Annotated in this window: 17 protein-coding genes; 13 read left to right on the top strand and 4 right to left on the bottom strand. The window is 65.8% G+C overall.

The window, feature by feature from the left end; genetic code table 11:
* Position 1: 1 nt before the first annotated feature.
* Positions 2 to 898, top strand: coding sequence for a ChaN family lipoprotein (locus ACXI0U_RS19830; protein WP_479550724.1), 897 nt, complete (start codon positions 2 to 4; stop codon positions 896 to 898).
* Here ACXI0U_RS19830 and aphA read toward each other — a convergent pair.
* Positions 892 to 1,539, bottom strand: a complete 648-nt coding sequence (gene aphA, locus ACXI0U_RS19825; RefSeq protein WP_479550723.1) for an acid phosphatase AphA — start codon at positions 1,537 to 1,539, stop codon at positions 892 to 894. The genes ACXI0U_RS19830 and aphA overlap by 7 nt on opposite strands.
* Positions 1,540 to 1,983: 444 nt before the next feature.
* Here aphA and ACXI0U_RS19820 point away from each other — a divergent pair, with 444 nt between their 5' ends.
* From ACXI0U_RS19820 to ACXI0U_RS19765, 12 genes are all read left to right on the top strand, one after another.
* The gene (locus tag ACXI0U_RS19820) at positions 1,984 to 2,391 is read left to right on the top strand and encodes an ExbD/TolR family protein (RefSeq protein ID WP_021219306.1); all 408 of its coding nucleotides are present in this window, start codon (positions 1,984 to 1,986) and stop codon (positions 2,389 to 2,391) included.
* A 4-nt stretch (positions 2,392 to 2,395) separates the two neighbouring features.
* Complete coding sequence (locus ACXI0U_RS19815; protein WP_043244448.1) at positions 2,396 to 3,160, top strand: energy transducer TonB family protein; 765 nt, start codon at positions 2,396 to 2,398, stop codon at positions 3,158 to 3,160.
* A 61-nt stretch (positions 3,161 to 3,221) separates the two neighbouring features.
* The gene (locus tag ACXI0U_RS19810; RefSeq protein WP_374978959.1) at positions 3,222 to 5,570 is read left to right on the top strand and encodes a TonB-dependent receptor family protein; all 2,349 of its coding nucleotides are present in this window, start codon (positions 3,222 to 3,224) and stop codon (positions 5,568 to 5,570) included.
* A 65-nt stretch (positions 5,571 to 5,635) separates the two neighbouring features.
* The gene (locus ACXI0U_RS19805) at positions 5,636 to 6,274 is read left to right on the top strand and encodes a MotA/TolQ/ExbB proton channel family protein (protein WP_431482731.1); all 639 of its coding nucleotides are present in this window, start codon (positions 5,636 to 5,638) and stop codon (positions 6,272 to 6,274) included.
* A 20-nt stretch (positions 6,275 to 6,294) separates the two neighbouring features.
* Positions 6,295 to 8,007: a bifunctional metallophosphatase/5'-nucleotidase gene (locus tag ACXI0U_RS19800; protein ID WP_431482730.1), complete on the top strand. Its 1,713-nt coding sequence runs from the start codon at positions 6,295 to 6,297 to the stop codon at positions 8,005 to 8,007.
* 80 nt (positions 8,008 to 8,087) lie between these two features.
* Entirely contained in the window at positions 8,088 to 8,501 is a 414-nt protein-coding gene (gene cdd, locus ACXI0U_RS19795) for a cytidine deaminase (RefSeq protein WP_031287624.1), read from the top strand.
* Positions 8,502 to 8,549: 48 nt separating this feature from the next.
* Entirely contained in the window at positions 8,550 to 9,812 is a 1,263-nt protein-coding gene (locus ACXI0U_RS19790; RefSeq protein ID WP_021219300.1) for a NupC/NupG family nucleoside CNT transporter, read from the top strand.
* Between the two features lie 51 nt (positions 9,813 to 9,863).
* Entirely contained in the window at positions 9,864 to 10,640 is a 777-nt protein-coding gene (deoC, locus tag ACXI0U_RS19785; RefSeq protein ID WP_374978956.1) for a deoxyribose-phosphate aldolase, read from the top strand.
* A 1-nt stretch (position 10,641) separates the two neighbouring features.
* Positions 10,642 to 11,949, top strand: a complete 1,308-nt coding sequence (gene deoA, locus ACXI0U_RS19780) for a thymidine phosphorylase (protein ID WP_184490953.1) — start codon at positions 10,642 to 10,644, stop codon at positions 11,947 to 11,949.
* Between the two features lie 9 nt (positions 11,950 to 11,958).
* Positions 11,959 to 13,197, top strand: coding sequence for a phosphopentomutase (locus tag ACXI0U_RS19775; protein ID WP_374978955.1), 1,239 nt, complete (start codon positions 11,959 to 11,961; stop codon positions 13,195 to 13,197).
* Positions 13,198 to 13,911, top strand: a complete 714-nt coding sequence (gene deoD, locus ACXI0U_RS19770) for a purine-nucleoside phosphorylase (protein ID WP_374978954.1) — start codon at positions 13,198 to 13,200, stop codon at positions 13,909 to 13,911.
* Between the two features lie 80 nt (positions 13,912 to 13,991).
* The gene (locus ACXI0U_RS19765; RefSeq protein WP_374978953.1) at positions 13,992 to 14,924 is read left to right on the top strand and encodes a S1/P1 nuclease; all 933 of its coding nucleotides are present in this window, start codon (positions 13,992 to 13,994) and stop codon (positions 14,922 to 14,924) included.
* Between the two features lie 289 nt (positions 14,925 to 15,213).
* Here ACXI0U_RS19765 and ACXI0U_RS19760 read toward each other — a convergent pair whose 3' ends face one another.
* From ACXI0U_RS19760 to ACXI0U_RS19750, 3 genes are all read right to left on the bottom strand, one after another.
* The gene (locus ACXI0U_RS19760) at positions 15,214 to 16,014 is read right to left on the bottom strand and encodes a cyclic nucleotide-binding domain-containing protein (protein ID WP_043244433.1); all 801 of its coding nucleotides are present in this window, start codon (positions 16,012 to 16,014) and stop codon (positions 15,214 to 15,216) included.
* A gap of 105 nt (positions 16,015 to 16,119) precedes the next feature.
* Positions 16,120 to 16,392, bottom strand: coding sequence for a TfoX/Sxy family protein (locus tag ACXI0U_RS19755; RefSeq protein ID WP_021219293.1), 273 nt, complete (start codon positions 16,390 to 16,392; stop codon positions 16,120 to 16,122).
* A gap of 224 nt (positions 16,393 to 16,616) precedes the next feature.
* Positions 16,617 to 16,964 (bottom strand): pentapeptide repeat-containing protein, encoded by a 348-nt coding sequence (locus ACXI0U_RS19750; RefSeq protein ID WP_021219292.1) that lies wholly within the window; start codon positions 16,962 to 16,964, stop codon positions 16,617 to 16,619.
* Between the last annotated feature and the right edge of the window lie 60 nt (positions 16,965 to 17,024).

The following is a 17,024-nucleotide window of genomic DNA, read 5'->3' as shown; positions in this document are numbered from 1 at the left end:
CATGCGTCTGCTTCTCCTGCTCGTCATCGCGTCCCTGGCGGCGTGCCAGGCCACCCCGCCCTTGCCGCAGTGGCAGAGCCCGGAGGCCCGCCAGCATGCCGATCTCGGTGTGATCCGCGACCTGCGCAGTGGCGAAATCCTGAGCCCGCAGCAATTGCTCGACCGCCTCGCCGAGGCGCCGCGCGTGCTGGTGGGCGAGCAGCACGACAACCCTGACCACCACGCTCTGCAGCTGTGGCTGCTGCAGGCGCTGGAAGGCCGCCGCAGCCAGGGCAGCCTGCTGCTGGAAATGCTCAACCCCGACCAGCAGGCCAAGGTGGATGCCGTGCACGCACGCATCCGTTCCGGCGCCGGCGAAGGTGAGCTGGAAAGCGCGCTGGCTTGGCAGAAGAACTGGGACTGGGCGCTGTACGGCCCGATCGTGCGCCATGCGCTGGCCCAGCCTTACCCGCTGCTGGCGGCGAACCTGGATCGCAGCGAGATCATGCGCATCTATGGTGAGCAGCCAGCGCTCAGCGGCACCGCCTCGACCACGGCCAGGGTGCAGGGCGCCGTGCGCGAGCAGATCCGCGAATCCCATTGCGGGCTGCTGCCGGAGAGCCAGTTCCCGGCCATGCTCGCCGTGCAGCAGCAGCGTGACCGACGCATGGCCGAGCGCCTGCTGGCGGCCCCGCAACCGGCGCTGCTGTTCGCCGGTGCCTTCCATGTGCGCCGCGACCTTGGCGTGCCGCTGCACCTGGCCGATCTCGGTGCGGGTGAGGGCAGTGCGGTGCTGATCCTCGCCGAGGCCGGCAAGACCGTGGAGCCCGGCAGCGCCGACTACGTCTGGTACACCGCCGCGCTGCCGGCCAAGGATCACTGCGCCGAGCTGCGCGAGCGGATGAAGCCGGCTCAGTGATCCGAATCGATGATCACCTCCTCGCCCAGCGCGCCGTTCTCCGGTAGCGGCTGGTTGGTCGAGGAGGCGGCACGCATCACCCGCACGCCGCGGATGCCGGCGTCCCGCGCCGAGCGGATGTCGCTGTCCGAATCGCCGTAGTAGAGCGCGATGCCCTGCTGGCGGATGAACGCAGCCTTCTCCGGGCCGGACGAAAAGATCACCGGGTTCATCGCCTTGATGGCGAAGGTCTGCTGGAGGATCTCGCTGAGCTTCTCCCCGGGCGTGCTCGGCCGGCCGGTGATGAAGAAGATGCGGTCGCCCCGGGCTTGGTGCAGGTCGATCAGCCTGCGCCCTACCTCCTTGGGCAGCGAGTAGCGGTCGCAACCGCCATTGGTTTCCTGCCAGAAGCGCATGTCGTGCAGGTAGGCGTCACTGCCTGGCGAGTACTTCTGCTTGCCGTGATAGAAGCAGGGGCTGGAAAACAGCAGCGTGTCGTCGATATCGAAACCGACGCTGATGGGCGCCTGCCCCGACAGGCTACCGCCGATCTCATCGACCGAAACCCAGTGCACCTCCGAAGGCAGAACCTCCTCCGCAAGCAGGGCGGTAGGGAAAGCTGTCGCGACAGCGAGGGCCAGGGCGTGGATCGTCTTGCGCATTGCGTACTCCATCGATGGGTTTGCTCGTCGGTTGGCTAGCAACCGGCATGCCGCCACGGGCCCGGCAGGGCGTCCGGCACGGGCGGCGGCTGCCCCCATGAAACCTGACGCAGATGACAAGTTGATAAATTGTCGGACGATCAGCTCTTGATCCTGTCTGTTGAGACAACTTGGTGCGGCCTTCTCGATGAAGTCGCCAGATTGGGGCATTGGCCGATGTGAGTGTGTTCGCCGCTCAGAGGCCTGCGGCTCTGCTGCGGGGCCCGCCAATCAAACGCTTATTTCAATTCTGATTGTGAAGTCAGTTCCTGGCACGCTCCGTGCTGTCATCAAAGCGTTACATGAACTCGCCATCATTCGCGCCAATCCTGCGTTGATGGTCAGGATCAAATGAGGGCAGGTTGCGGCCGCCCATCGCTGATGACTGTGGGAGGTTGTGTCCTCATGCGTAGCTGGGACGTTGCGAAGAAGAAGAAGGCCCACATCGAGATCATCCCGATGATCGATGTGATGATGTTCCTGCTGGTGTTTTTCGTGCTGGTGAGTCTCAACGTGATTCCCGCCGTAGGCATCAAGACGCAGTTGCCCACGGCCGCCCATGCCCAGCAGTTGAAGCCGCAGAACAAGGCGGTGATCACCCTGGGCCTCGACGAGAAGTTGCAGCTCGATGGCCAGGATGTCAGCGAGAGCCTGCTGGTCGAACAGTTGAAAGTGCTGGAAGGCACGGCCGAGAAGTTGGTCATCATCATCAATAGCGACCAGGGCGTGGAAGTTAAGCGCCTGGTGGCGGTGATGGACTTGCTCAAAGGCAATGGCTTCTCTTCCGTTTCCATCGCCACGCGTAAATCCTGACGCCATGTTTCCTATCTATCGAACTCGCAAGTTCATTGCGTGTGTGCCGGCGGCTTGCCTGCTTCTCGTATTCGTTTATTCCGCCAGTTCGCAGAGCTTGCAGATGAAACCCAAGTACGACGACAGCGCCGTGGAAATCGCGTTGGTGGATCCGGCCGATTTCATGCCGCCACCGCCCGAGCCGGAACCCGTGGTCGAAGCGCCGCAGCCGGAACCCGAGCCGCTGCCCGAGCCCGAAGTCGAGGAGCCGGTGGTGATCGAGCCGCCGAAGCCCAAGCCCGTCCCCAAACCGGTGCCCAAGCCTGTGGTGAAGCAGGTGGAGAAGCCCAAGCCGCAGGTGGTCAAGCAGGCGCCCAAGCCCGCGCCGCCCGTGGTGGCCAAGGCAGCGCCAGCCCCGGCTCCGACGCCCGCACCGGCCCCGGTGAGCGTGCCGGTGGCGCCGCCCGCGCCCCGCGACAACAGCGCGGCGATGGAGGGCGTCTACACCGCCGCCCTGCGCAAGGAGCTGGAGAAATACAAGCAATACCCGCGTGGTCGCGAGGCTTCGTTGCAGCGCCCCGAAGGCAACGTGGTGGTCTGGCTGTTGGTGGACCGAGTGGGGAATGTCCTGGATGCAGGCATTGAAAGCAAGGCAACGAACATGTTGCTGAACAAGGCTGCACAAACAAGTTTGCGTCGATTGGAAAAAGTTTCGCCGTTCCCGAGCGAAGCCTTCCAGGGAAAAGACAAACAACGATTTACGGCGACCTTTAGTTACAACGTCGAGTGATCAAGTACCCATAACTAATCAAATAAACGAAGGCGTTCCTTTTTATCGAGGAGTTTGGTCCGTGAAGTTTAATAAGTTATTTGCAATGTTCCTGGCCGCTGGCCTGGGGGGATGGACGATGGCGGCGCTGGCCGCTGAAGAGTCCGCAGATTCCGTTGATGTGGGCAAGGTGAAGGTCACCGGGCAGAACCTGGGCAATGGCCAGATGGTGGTTGAGTCCGCGCCCAAGTCACGCTCGACCGTGACCAAGGAGGCGCTGGACAAGATGAGCGCCACCGGCAACGCCATCGACAAGCTGAAGTACACGCCGGGGGTCAACGTCTCCAGTGACGACTCCAGCGGCCTCAGCGGCTTCAACTTCACCATGCGCGGGATGAACTCCGACCAGGTCGGCGTATCCCTCGATGGCATCCCGGTGAACGACTCGGGTAACTACAACCTCTACCCGAACCTGCTGGGCGACCCGGAGAACCTCGGCGAAGTGTTCGCCACCCAGGGCTCTTCCGAGATCGACGCACCGCATATCGGCTCCTCCGGCGGCAACGTCGGCCTGGTGACCCTGCGCCCCGAGAAGGACTTCGGCGTCTTCGGCAAGCAGACCATCGGCAGCAACAACCTGCGCAAGACCTTCGTGCGGCTGAATACCGGCAAGTACAACGGCTTCAGCAACTACATCTCGGCGTCCCACACCGAGGGTGACAAGTGGCGCGGCGAAGGCGTGCTGCGTGCCGACAAGGTCACCCTCAACAGCCTGTTCGAAGATGGCGAAGGCAACTCCCTGAATGCGGTGATCAACTACCACAAGCAGGAAAACTACAACTACTCGAACCCCAGCAAGGCCCAGTTCAAGACCTACGGTCGCGACTTCGACTACCTGGACGACCCGCGCTACAACAGCAACGGCAAGATCATGACCGGCAGCGGCAGCTCGCTGAACGGCGTGACCCGTGGCACCGGCTACTCGGTGCTGATGCGCAACCCCTTCGAGAACGTCACCGCCTCGCTGACCGGCCGCTTCCAGCTGCGCGACGACGTGCTGCTCACCGTGGCGCCCTACTACTACTGGGCCAACGGCGGCAGCTTCGGCAGCTTCACCGGCCCCTACTCGCTGAACCGTGGCACCAGCAACACCGGTGGCAACTACGACCTGGGCAACCTGCCGACCTCCGGCCAGCTCAACGCCGATGGCACGCCCAACAGCGGCCTCTACTACCGTCCCTCGATCACCGAGACCTGGCGCCCCGGCATCAACACCAGCATCAAGTGGGACATCAACGACGAGCACAGCTTCAGCACCGGCTACTGGTACGAGCGCGCCCGTCAGCGCCAGACCCAGCCCTTCGTGCCGCTCACCCCCGATGGCAAGCCTGTGGATATCTGGGCCGGCTACCACGACTCCGAGCAGGCACGGGACGCCAACGGCAACGTGATCCAGGGCCGCAACTACTTCACCGTGACCCCGGCGCACAAGCTGTTCGCCCAGGACGTCTGGTCGGTGACCCCGGACCTGACCCTGACCGCCGGCATCGCCTACGACTACTCCGAGCGCAAGGGCGACAACCGCGGCAGCCTCACCGAGAAGAAAGAGAAGCGCAACAAGACCTACCACGAGCTGCTGCCGAGCTTCAGCGCCCAGTACCTGCTGGATGACGAGAACCAGGTCTTCTACAACCTCACCCGCAACATGCGCACGCCGCCGAACTACGTGCTCTACAACAAGGGCGACTCCATCAGCCTCGAGCCCGAGCTGAGCTGGAACCATGAATTCGGCTGGCGCTATGCCGTCGAGGACATGGCCCTCAGCGCCACCCTGTTCTACCTGACCTTCGAGAACCGCCAGGTTTCCAGCCGCGACGAGGCCGGCGACTACGTGATGCTCAACGTCGGCGACGTGGTCAACCAGGGCCTTGAGCTGGAGTGGAGCGGCCTGCTGCCGCACAACTTCAACTACTACGCCTCCTACACCTATACCGAGGCCGAGCAGAAGGACAGCGTGCGCTACCGCGGCGTGGACCTGCCCACCGAGGGCAAGACCGTGGCCGGTGTGCCGAAGAACATGCTCAACCTGAGCCTGGGCTACGACGACGGCCTGTACTACGGGAATATCGTCGGCAAGTACGTCAGCCGCCAGTACGGCGACCTGACCAACGACGAGAGCATTCCGGACTACGCCATCGCCGACCTCAACCTGGGCGTGCACCTGCCGGTGCAGGGCACGGCGCTGAAGAGCGCGGCGGTACGCCTGTCGGTGAACAACCTGTTCGACAAGGAATACCTGTCGGGCGTGCGCACCACCCAGTTCAACGCCGTGACCTACTCCCAGGGCAGCGCCTCGGCGTTCGGCAGCTCGCCGTACTACACCATCGGCGAGGAACGCACCGTTTCGGTCAGCTTCGAAGGCTCCTTCTAATCCACCCCGAAGTCCGCAGGGCCTTCGGGCCCTCCGGCACACCCTGAGTTCGCTGGAGGTACCACATGAATATGGATCTGCTGCACGACATCACCTTCTACGTGATGTACGGCGCCGCCGCGCTGGCGGCCTTCATCGCCGTGGAGCGCGGCATCTTCTTCGCCTACAGCCTGCGCCAGGCGGTGAAGCTGGAAGCGGCGCTGGTGCCGAGCATGCACGGCATCGACGAGCTGCCGGCCGCGCTGAACAGCCGCAAGAGCCTGCCGCTGGAGATGATCGACCAGCTGTTCGAGCAGAAGGGCGCGGTCAGCTCCCACAAGGACCTGGAAGACCTCAGCGAATCCATCTACATCGCCACCCGCGGCAAGCTGATGCTCGGCCTGTGGATCCTCGAGACCGTGGTCACCGCAGCGCCGCTGCTGGGCCTGCTGGGCACCATCCTCGGCATCATCGACACCTTCCGCGCCCTGGCCGAGGCGGGCGTTTCCGACCCGGGCGAAGTGTCCAAGGGCATCGGCACCGCGCTGTTCGCCACCGCGCTGGGTATCGCCATCGCCCTGGTCGCGATGATCTTCCACAACCACTTCCAGGACCGTGTCGAGCGCATCACCGACCACCTGAAGATTCTTCTGCTGCGCGCCGGCATGGGCACCGTGGTCCGCACGGCGGCGCCGGTCGTCAACGGCCAGTTGCAGCCGGCCTGATGCGCGCAGGGGAGTCACGCATGTTCCGTTCCCTTGCCCGCAGCCGCTTGCTGGGCGCACTCCTGCTCGCCGGCCTGGCCGGTTGCGGGCAGGAAGCCGCGCAGCCGGTGGCGGTGAACCTGGTGGCGATCAACGATTTCCACGGTTACATCCAGGGCAGCAGTTTCCGCTACCCGGACCCGGCCAACCCCGGCAAGACGCTGTCGGTGAACGCCGGCGGCATCGCCACCCTTGGTGGCATGCTGGCGGAGCTGCGCAAGCAGGACCCGCAGCTGCTGTTCATCGGCGCCGGCGACCTGGTGGGCGGCAGCCCGCCGATCTCCGCCATGTGGGCCGACGAGCCTAGCCTGGAGGCGCTCAAGGCCATGGGCCTGCGCTTCACCGCCGTGGGCAACCACGAGCTGGACCTGGGCAAGGCCGAGCTGCTGCGGCAGATCCACGGCGGTTGTGAATCACCACGCCCGGAGAAGGCCTGCAGCTTCCGCGGTGACTACAAGGGCGCCGGTTTCGACTACCTGGCCGCCAACCTGGTGGACAGCGCCACCGGCAAGCCGTTGCTGCCGGCCTACCGCATCGAGGAGGTGAAGGGGGTCAAGGTGGCCTTCGTCGCCGCCATCCTGCGTGACGTCGCCAGCGTGGTCCGCCCCAGCGGCCTGGCCGGGCTGGAGGTGCGCGACGAGGCTGATTCGATCAACGCGCTGATCCCCGAGATCAAGGCCGCCGGTGCCAACGCCATCGTCGCCGTGGTGCACCAGGGTGGCAGCACGCCTGAGCCCTTCGACAAGCCCGCCTGCCAGCAACTGGGCGGCGAGATCGTCGATGTGGCCAAGCGCCTGGACCCGGCAGTGGACCTGCTGCTCAGTGCCCACAGCCACCAGGGCTATCTGTGCCAGGTGGGTAAGCTGCCGGTGACCCAGGGCTCCTCCTACGGCCACCTGCTCACCCAGCTCACGCTGGAGGTGACACCAGGGACCCACAAGGTGACCCGCATCGAGGCCCGCAACCTGCTGGCCGACCCGGCGCGTTATGCCGCGGACGAGAAGCTTGCGGCGCTGCAAAGCGAGATCGAAGCGCGCAGCAATGCGGTGCTGGCGCGGCCCATCGCCCGGCTGGCGGCTGCTGAGGTGCGTCGCGAGGTGAACGAGGCGGGCGAATCGGCCATGGGTGATCTGATCGCTGATGCACAGCTGGCCGCGACCCGCTCGCAGGGTGCGCAGCTGGCATTGATGAACCCGGGCGGCATTCGTGGCGACCTGGCACTGGAACAGGGGCTGGAGACGGTCAGCTATTCCCAGGTGGCCGGCTCGCAACCTTTCAACAACACCCTGCACCTGCTGACCCTCAGTGGCGCGCAACTGGTGGCGCTGCTGGAGCAGCAGTGGAACGCCGAGGGTGCTTTCAAGCCGCTGCAAGTGTCTTCGTCCTTCAGTTACCAGTGGGATGCGGGGCGCCCGGTGGGGCAACGCGTGCTGGTCGACAGCCTGCGTGTCGATGGCCAGCCGGTGCTGGCGGATGGACGCTACCGGGTGGTCTCCAATGCCTTCCTCGCAGAGGGGGGCGATGGCTTCAGCCTGTTCCGCGAAGGGGCGGAGCATCGCGACAGTGGTATCTCCGACCTGGACGCGCTGATCGACTACCTGGTGGCCCAGGACCAGGCCGGCAAGCCGGCGGGTGCGGCCGAAGGCGCGGGGCGCATCCGCCGTGTGGATATGGCGGTCAGCCAACGGGAATAGCGGCTTGCAACAAGGAGGCGCCTGCATGACGGGCGCCCGATAACCATAAAGAAGGCGACCCAGAGTCCCGGACGGTACCCATGAACGATGTTGCTCGATCCGCTCTGTGCGAGCGGTTGTTGCCCCAGGCCATCGAGGCTGCGGCACGCACCTACAGTCCCTATTCCCGATTCCCCGTCGGGGCGGCGCTGCTCACCCATGACGGCCAGGTGATCCTCGGCTGCAACGTGGAAAACGGCTCCTACGGCCTGACCAACTGCGCCGAGCGCAGCGCGCTGTTCGCCGCCATCAGCCAGGGCCATGCGCCGCGCAGCTTCAAGGCGTTGCTGGTGTTCGCCCCGGAGGTTCCGGTGATCAGCCCCTGCGGCGCCTGCCGTCAGGTGATCAGCGAGCTGATGGCGGCCGACTGCCCGGTGATCTGCTGCGGCAGCGACCCGGAATCGACCCGCCTGTGGCGCGTCGACGAGCTGCTGCCCGGCGCCTTCGCCCTCTAGAACAACGACAAGAACAACGACGCACCTTTCTTCTGGGGAATCCATTTCATGATCGGCATGCTCGGCATCCTGATGTTGCTGGTAATCGCGTACCTGTTGTCGTCCAAGCGCAGCGCCATCAACCTGCGCACGGTCGGCACCGCCTTCGTGCTGCAGGCGGGGTTCGCCGCCTTCGTGCTCTACGTGCCCTGGGGGCAGAACTCCCTGGCGGCCATGTCCAACGTCGTCAGCAGCCTGGAAGACAGCGCCACCAAGGGCATCGACTTTCTCTTCGGCGGCCTCAACAGCGCCAAGATGTTCGACCTGTTCGGTGGCGGCGGCTTCGTCTTCGCCATCAAGGTGCTGCCGGTGATCGTGTTCTTCAGCGCCTTCATTGCGGTGCTCTACTACCTGCGCGTCATGGACGTGATCATCTCGGTGATCGGTGGCGCCCTGCAGCGCGCCATGGGCACCAGCCGCACCGAATCCCTGTCGGCCACCGCCAACATCTTCCTCGGCCAGACCGAGGCGCCGCTGGTGGTGCGCCCCTACATCCCGCACATGACCCGCTCCGAGCTGTTCTCGGTGATGGTCTGTGGCCTGGCCTCCACCGCCGGCTCGGTGATGATCGGCTACGCCAGCCTCGGTGTTGACCTCAAGTACCTGATTGCCGCGAGCCTGATGTCGGCGCCCGGCGGCATGCTCATGGCCAAGCTGATGGAGCCTGAAAGCGAGACGCCACAGGACCGTCCGGACCTGATCGAGGGCTACGCCGACGACCGTCCGGCCAACGTGCTCGACGCGGCCGCCGCCGGTGCGTCCAGCGGCCTGCAACTGGCGCTGAACGTAGGTGCCATGCTGCTGGTGTTCATCGCTCTGGTGGCGGTGCTCAACAGCCTGATGGGCTGGCTCGGCGGCTTCGTCGGCTACCCCGGCGTGACCCTGCAATTGCTGCTGGGCTACGCCTTCGCTCCGGTGGCCTGGCTGCTTGGCGTGCCCTGGGCAGAAGCCATCCAGGCCGGCGGCTTCATCGGGCAGAAGATCGTGCTCAACGAGTTCGTCGCCTATGTCGACTTCGCCCGCTACATCAATCCGATCCAGGCGTCGGCCGCCGGTGTCGAGGTGCTCAGCGCCCACACCCAGGTGATCGTCACCTTCGCCCTGTGCGGCTTCGCCAACCTGTCCTCCATCGGCATCCTGCTGGGCGGCATGGGGGTGATGGCGCCCAACCGCCGCAAGGACCTCGCCCGGCTCGGGGTGCGCGCGATGATCGCCGGCACCCTGGCTAACCTGATGAGTGCGGCTTTGGCCGGACTGTTCGTTTCGCTCTGAATCACTGCAACGGGATGCCGGCTCATGGCGCATCCCTGGGGAATGTTCTGAATGACTCTATTGACGGATACCGAACTGGCCCGGTTGGCCATCGGCCTGCTGGACCTGACTTCGCTCAACGACGATGACGACGAGACCGCCATCGCCGCCCTCTGCCAGCGTGCACTGACCGCCGAGGGGCGGGTGGCGGCGCTGTGCATCTATCCGCGCTTCATCGGCTTCGCCCGACGGACCCTGGAGGAACTGGGTGCCGGCGACCTGCGCATCGCCACCGTGACCAACTTCCCCCAGGGCGCCGACGACATCGCCGCCGCGGTGCGCGAGACCGCTGCGGCGGTGGTCGATGGCGTGGATGAAGTGGACCTGGTCTACCCCTATCGCGCGTTGCTGGCTGGCGGTGCCGAGTGTGGCCGCGAGATGGTCGCTGCCTGCAAGGCCGCGTGCGGGGAGCGGGTGTTGCTCAAGGTGATACTCGAAACCGGCGAACTGGCCGACCCGGAGCTGATCCGCCAGGCCAGCCGCGATGCCATCGCTGCCGGTGCCGACTTCATCAAGACCAGCACCGGCAAGGTGGCGGTCAATGCCACGCCCGAGGCCGCGGCGCTGATGCTTGGGGTGATCCGCGAGATGGGCGGCCGGGTGGGCTTCAAGCCGGCAGGGGGGATTCGTACCCTGGCCGATGCGCGCCGCTATATCGAACTGGCGGCCGCTGAGCTGGGCCTGGACTGGATCGATGCCCGTCATTTGCGTCTGGGTGCCTCCAGCCTGCTCGGCGACCTGCTGCGGGTGCTCGGCCAGGCCGATGCCGTTGTGTCGGAGGGCTACTGATATGTGGCTGGCGCAGGAAGTGATCCGTCGCAAGCGCGATGGCCAGGAGCTGGCGGGGGATGACATCCGCCGCTTCGTCGAGGGCATCAGCGATTCCAGCCTTAGTGAAGGCCAGGTGGCGGCGTTCGCCATGGCGGTGCTGCTCAAGGGCATGAGCCTGGACGAGCGCATCGCCCTCACCACCGCCATGCGCGACTCCGGCCAGGTGCTGGCGTGGGACCTGCCCGGCCCGGTGGTGGACAAGCACTCCACCGGCGGCGTCGGCGACCTGGTGAGCCTGGTGCTGGCGCCGTTGCTGGCGGCCTGTGGCTGCTACGTGCCGATGATCTCCGGGCGTGGCCTGGGGCACACCGGCGGCACCCTGGACAAGCTGGAAAGCATCCCCGGCTACTGCACCCGCCCCGACCCCGAGCGCCTGCGCACGGTGGTAGCGGAGGTGGGCTGCGCCATCATCGGCCAGACCGCCGACCTGGCGCCGGCGGACAAGCGCCTGTACGGCATCCGCGATGTCACCGGCACGGTGGAGTCGGTGGACCTGATCACTGCGTCCATCCTGGCGAAGAAGCTCGCCGCCGGGCTCGATGTGCTGATCATGGACGTGAAGAGCGGCAATGGCGCCTTCATGAGCGACCCGCAACAGGCCGACCTGCTGGCACGCAGCCTGGTGGCAGTGGCCAATGGCGCTGGCGTGCGCACCCGCGCGGTGATCTCAGACATGAACCAGCCGCTGGCCCGTAGCGCCGGCAACGCGTTGGAAGTGGAAGAGGCGCTGGCCCTGCTCAAGGGCGAGGTGCGCAGCCCGCGCCTGTGGGAAGTGACCCTGGTGCTGGCCGAGGAAACCCTGGTGGCCGCCGGGTTGGCGGAGGACTGCGCCCAGGCCCGCGAGCGCCTGCTGCAGGCCTGGCGCGACGGCGCGGCACTGCAACGCTTCAACCTGATGGTCGATGCCCTGGGCGGCCCCCGGGGCCTGCATCGCGAGCCCTGGCGCCACCTGCCCTGGGCGCCGGTGGTGCACCCGGTGCATGCCGAGCGCGGCGGTATCGTCCAGGCGGTGGATACCCGCGCCATCGGCCTCGCGGTGGTCGCCCTGGGCGGCGGTCGCAAGCGCCCGGAAGACGAGGTCGACCCGGCGGTGGGCTTCAGCGCGCTGGCGCTGCCCGGGGAAAGGGTCGGAGACGAGCAGCCGCTGGGGCTGGTGCATGCTCGGGATGCCGCCAGCGCCGAGCGTGCAGCAGCGGCCTTGCGCGCGGCCTACCAACTGGGCGATGGCGAGGCGCAGGTCGCCGAGCTGATCGGCCAGCGTTACTAGGAGCGGACCATGGGCAGAGCCTTGTTGCTGGTCCTCGACTCCTTCGGCATCGGTGCCACGGCGGATGCCACGCGCTTCGGCGACCAGGGCGCCAACACGCTGCTGCACATCGCCGAAGCCTGTGCCCGTGGCGAAGCGGATGGCCCTCTGCGCAAGGGGCCGCTGCATCTGCCGAACCTGGAGCGCCTGGGGCTGGGCCACGCGGCGGCAGCCAGTGCTGGCATCTATGCGCCGGGCTTCGATCCCGAAGCACCTGTCATCGGTGCCCACGGCCATGCCCGCGAGCTGTCCAGCGGCAAGGACACGCCGTCCGGCCACTGGGAGATGGCCGGGGTGCCGGTGCTGTTCGACTGGGGCTACTTCGCCGAGAAACAGCAGAGCTTTCCGCCCGAGCTGCTGGATGCGCTGATCGAACGCGCCGGCTTGCCGGGCATCCTCGGCAACTGCCACGCCTCGGGCACCACCATCCTCGAAGAACTGGGCGAGGCGCACCTGCGCAGCGGCAAACCCATTTGCTACACCTCGGCGGACAGCGTGTTCCAGATCGCCGCCCACGAGGAGGCATTCGGCCTGGAGCGGCTCTATCAGCTGTGCGAGATCGCCCGCGAGCTGTGCGATGACTGGAACATCGGCCGGGTGATCGCACGGCCTTTCGTTGGCACTTCCGCCGCCGATTTCCGCCGCACCGGCAACCGCCGCGACTACGCCGTGCCGCCTCCCGCACCGACCCTGCTGGACCGGCTGGTGTTCGCCGGCGGCCAGGTGTTCGCGGTGGGCAAGATCGGCGATATCTTCGCCCACCGGGGCATCAGCCGGCTGTACAAGGGCGACGGCAACGAGGCGCTGTTCGAGGCGACCTTGCAGGCCGTGGCGGAAGCGCCGGAACGCACCCTGGTGTTCGCCAACTTCGTCGACTTCGACATGCTCTTCGGCCACCGCCGCGATATCGCCGGCTATGCGCTGGCGCTGGAAACCTTCGACCGTCGCCTGCCGGAGCTGCTGGCGGTGATGGGGGAGGGCGATGTGCTGATGCTGGCCGCCGACCACGGTTGCGACCCGAGCTGGCCAGGCAGCGACCACACCCGCGAGCACATCCCGGTGCTGGCCTTCGGTGCCGGCATCACGCCCGGCAGCCTGGGCGAGCGCGGCAGCTTCGCCGATATCGGCCAGAGCCTGGCCACCTTCTTCGAATTGCCGGCCTGCGAGCACGGCGAATCCTTCATTCATCCTGCATCCGGAAACCTGTAGATGGCCACTCCCCATATCACCGCCCTTGCGGGTGACTTCGCCGAAACCGTACTGATGCCGGGCGACCCGCTGCGGGCGAAGATGATCGCCGACACCTACCTGACGGACGTCCGCCAGGTGAATGCGGTGCGCAACATGCTGGCCTTCACCGGCTTCTACCAGGGCCAGCGCATCTCCGTGATGGGCTCGGGGATGGGCATCCCCTCGTTGTCGATCTACGCCCACGAGCTGTTCAGCCAGTACGGCGTGCAGCGCATCGTCCGCGTCGGCAGCTGCGGCTCGCTGCAGGACGGCGTGAAGGTGGGCGACTTGGTGATCGCCCAGGGCGCGTCCACTGATTCGGTGGTCAACCGCAAGCGTTTCGGCGGCTTCGACTTTGCCGCCCTGGCCGACTACCGGCTGCTGGAACGCACCGTGCGCCGTGCTGACGAAAGCGGGCAGGCGGTGCACGTGGGCAATGTGTTCTCCGCCGACCTGTTCTACGAGCCGGACCCGGCCTGGGCTGCACGCATGACGGGCATGGGCGTACTGGCGGTGGAAATGGAGGCTGCCGGGCTCTATGGCGTGGCGGCGGAGCTGGGGCGCCAGGCCCTGGCGGTGCTGACGGTGAGCGACCACCTGATCAGCGGCGAGAAGCTGACCGCCGAGCAGCGCCAGGAGGATTTCCACGACATGGTGCGGTTGACGCTGGACGCCATGACCTTCGATCACTGAGTCATTTCCTTGCGCGTGGGTGCGACGTCCAGGCGCGCCCGGGGGCGCTTCATGCCTGGGCACAGCCATTAGGGGGAAACATGCAGCACAACGGATTTCGTCGGGCGCTGGGCGCCGGCCTCTTCATCGGCAGCCTGCTCTGGGGTGCCCAGGCCGGTGCCTGGGGCCAATTGGGCCATGCGGTGGTGGCGGATATCGCCGAGGCGCAATTGACGCCAGCGGCCAAGGCCGAGGCCGATCGCCTGCTGGCGCTGGTGCGGCAGCAGCACCTTTCCGCTGTCGCCAGCTGGGCGGACAACCTGCGCAACATGCCGGACTTCCAGGCGCTCTGGGAACAGACCCGCGCGCAGCACTACATCAATTACAAGACCGACGACTGCACCTACCAGGCCCCGCGCGATTGCCCGGACGGCCAGTGCGTGGTGGCGGCCATCGAGCGCAACGCGGCGCTGCTGGCCGACCCCAAGGCGAACGACAACCAGAAGGTCATGGCGCTGATGTTCGTGGTGCATTTCGTGGGGGACATCCACCAGCCGCTGCATAACAGCTATCGCCTGGACAAGGGCGGCAACGACTTCCCGGTGGTGGTCGGTGGGCGTGACTACAACCTGCACAGCGTCTGGGACAGCTACCTGCTGGCGAGCCGCCGCCTGGATCAGGCGGCCTACACGGCGAAGCTGTCCGAGGACCTGCCGAAACCGGACGTCGGCACCCCCGCAAGCTGGTCAGGGGAGTCCTGCGCCATCGTCCGTGACGACGACCTGTACCCGAAGACCGGCGGCAAGAAGGCCTTCAAGCCTGATGCATTCAAGCAGTCGAAAAGCGAGGAGTGGGCCCGTCGTGGCACCCAGGGCGGTGACGAGGATGGCGGGGCAGGGGGCAACCAGGACAGCCTGGATCGCCGTTACCTGAAGAAATTCCTGCCCCTGGCGGAGCGCCGCGTGCAGGAAGCGGGCATCCGCCTGGCGCTGCTGCTCAACGCCAACCTGCCGGAGGGCGCGCCGAAGAAGTAAGGGGCGGTGCCGCGGGAACGAAGCGGCGGCACTTTCTCACAGGCAAAAAAAGACCCGGCAAAAGTGCCGGGTCAATAACCGTGATTAGCCTGATGAGGAGATAATCTGAAGAGTCCGACTGCTTGGTCTCCCAGCTTACCGGCTGATCTCGCGACCAGTTGTGGTAATAATAACAATTCTCATTCCACTGTCAACGCTTTCTGCGAATTATTTTCATCTCGCTCGTCGAGGTGGGCTGTAAAGCACAAACCCCGGCACGTGGCCGGGGTTTTTGTGGGGGCGCCGAAGGTCACTCCGCCGGTTTGGCCAGGCGCTGCTGAGTGACTTCCTTGTTCAGCAGGTCGATGCGTCGAGCCATGCTCTCGATCAGGCTGTGAGCGATGCGCGGGTTGCTTTGCATCAGGCTGAGGAACTGGTCCTTGGGGATCACCATCACCGTGCAGGGCTCGCTGGCAACCACCGTGGCGCTGCGTTTCTCGCGGGTGAACACGGCCATGGCGCCGAAGATTTCGTCCTTCTGCACGTCACCGACCTTCTGCCCGTCGACGAAGGCTTCGGCGTGCCCTTCGATGATGATGAACACATGATCGGCCTCGTCGCCCTGGTGGATCAGCTCCTCGCCGGCGGCGAAGTGCTGGAAGCCGGTGGCGGGGCGGATTTCGGGCTGCTTGAGGCGGGCGAGGGCGTCGGACAGCAGCGCGGTGTGGCCGATCAGGTACTGGATGAACAGCTCCTGGCCTTTCTCGCTGCCATAGATGTGCTTGAACACGTCGCCGCGCGCATAGGGGATCAGGCTCAGCGGCTCGTCGCTGCGGTAGCGGCAGCTGGGCAGTTCGATGCCTTGGCGCAGGCCTACGAGGTCACCTTCCTGGAGGTAGAACAACGGGCGTTCGTCGACCAGGGCGTGGAGCAGGCCGTTCTCGATGAGGAACAGCTGATTGCCGGGCAGCACCTTGGCCAGGTCCTCCACTGCATCGAGGCGCAGGGGCGGGCCCGAGGGTTCTAGCCCATCGAGCAGCTGGCCGGGAATACTTTGCAGTCGGTTGATCAGCTGGTCGGCGTAAGCAGGTTGCTCCCCGAGTAGGTACATGACAGTAATTCCTTGAACTGGCTGGGCGGCTTGGACGCACGAACGTCCCTGAAACAATAGGGCGCATTGCTATCGCAGTAAATCCTCCAACGCCCAGGTTGTGAGCTAGCTCTTGTTGTGGGGCTGCAGTGCATCCAGTTGGCCGTTGAGTTCAGCCTTGTGGCTGGGCGGCAGGTCGTTCCAGTGCACATCCAGCAGCGCACCTTCGATCGCGTAGAGCAGGACCTTGGATGCGCGAAAGCCCCGTGCCCGCACTGCACGATAGGCCCCGACCGCACCCAGGCGGCGCAGGTCCGAGGCGCTGTGGATGCCCACCGCATGCAGCCACTGCGCCGAGGTCTTGCCAAGATTCTTCAGGTGTTGCAGTTCGTCGTTCATCCAGCCTCCTTGCGTTGGTGGGGCGCGAAGGACTCATTACCCGGTTCATCCGGGAAGTGTAGCGGCCATCTGCTATTGCGTGGCCCGGTGGCATCATCCCTGTCCCGCGCCCGGCGGGCGTTGGCCCCTCCAATCCGCTTCTGCGGAGTTCGCGCCCGGATATCAGCGTAGACGGCATCCGCGTGGGCGCTAACCGAGCGGGGCCGATCACAGGTTGGGCGTGGCTACTTGTGGGTGTTGTAGCGCAGGCGGGTGCCGAAATTGACCGACATGAGGATCTCGTCGGCCGCCAGTTCGGTGGGGAAGTAGGCGCCGGATATCTGCGCGTGGGCGATGCTGGCGCCTTCCAGGCTGGCTTCGCGCAGGTCTACGCCGCGCAGGTCGGCGCCGCGGAAATAGGCGTCGGTGAAGTCGATGCGCGCGGCATCGAGGGTGCGCAGGTCGAGCCCGCGGAAATCGCCGGAGGCCAGGTTGATCGAGCCTTCCTTGGGCTTCTGGTCATTGAAGCCGACGACATCGTCGTTGTGCAGCAGGCGGTAGAGGGGGCTATCGAGTTGGTGTGGTGTGGTCATGGGTACTCATCCGGTGAGAGTTCACCGGGAGTATAGAACCCATGGCGAGCAGTGCCCGCC

The organism is Pseudomonas sp. C9D1, assembly GCF_056491235.1.
This window is presented reverse-complemented; position numbering and strand designations above follow the sequence as displayed.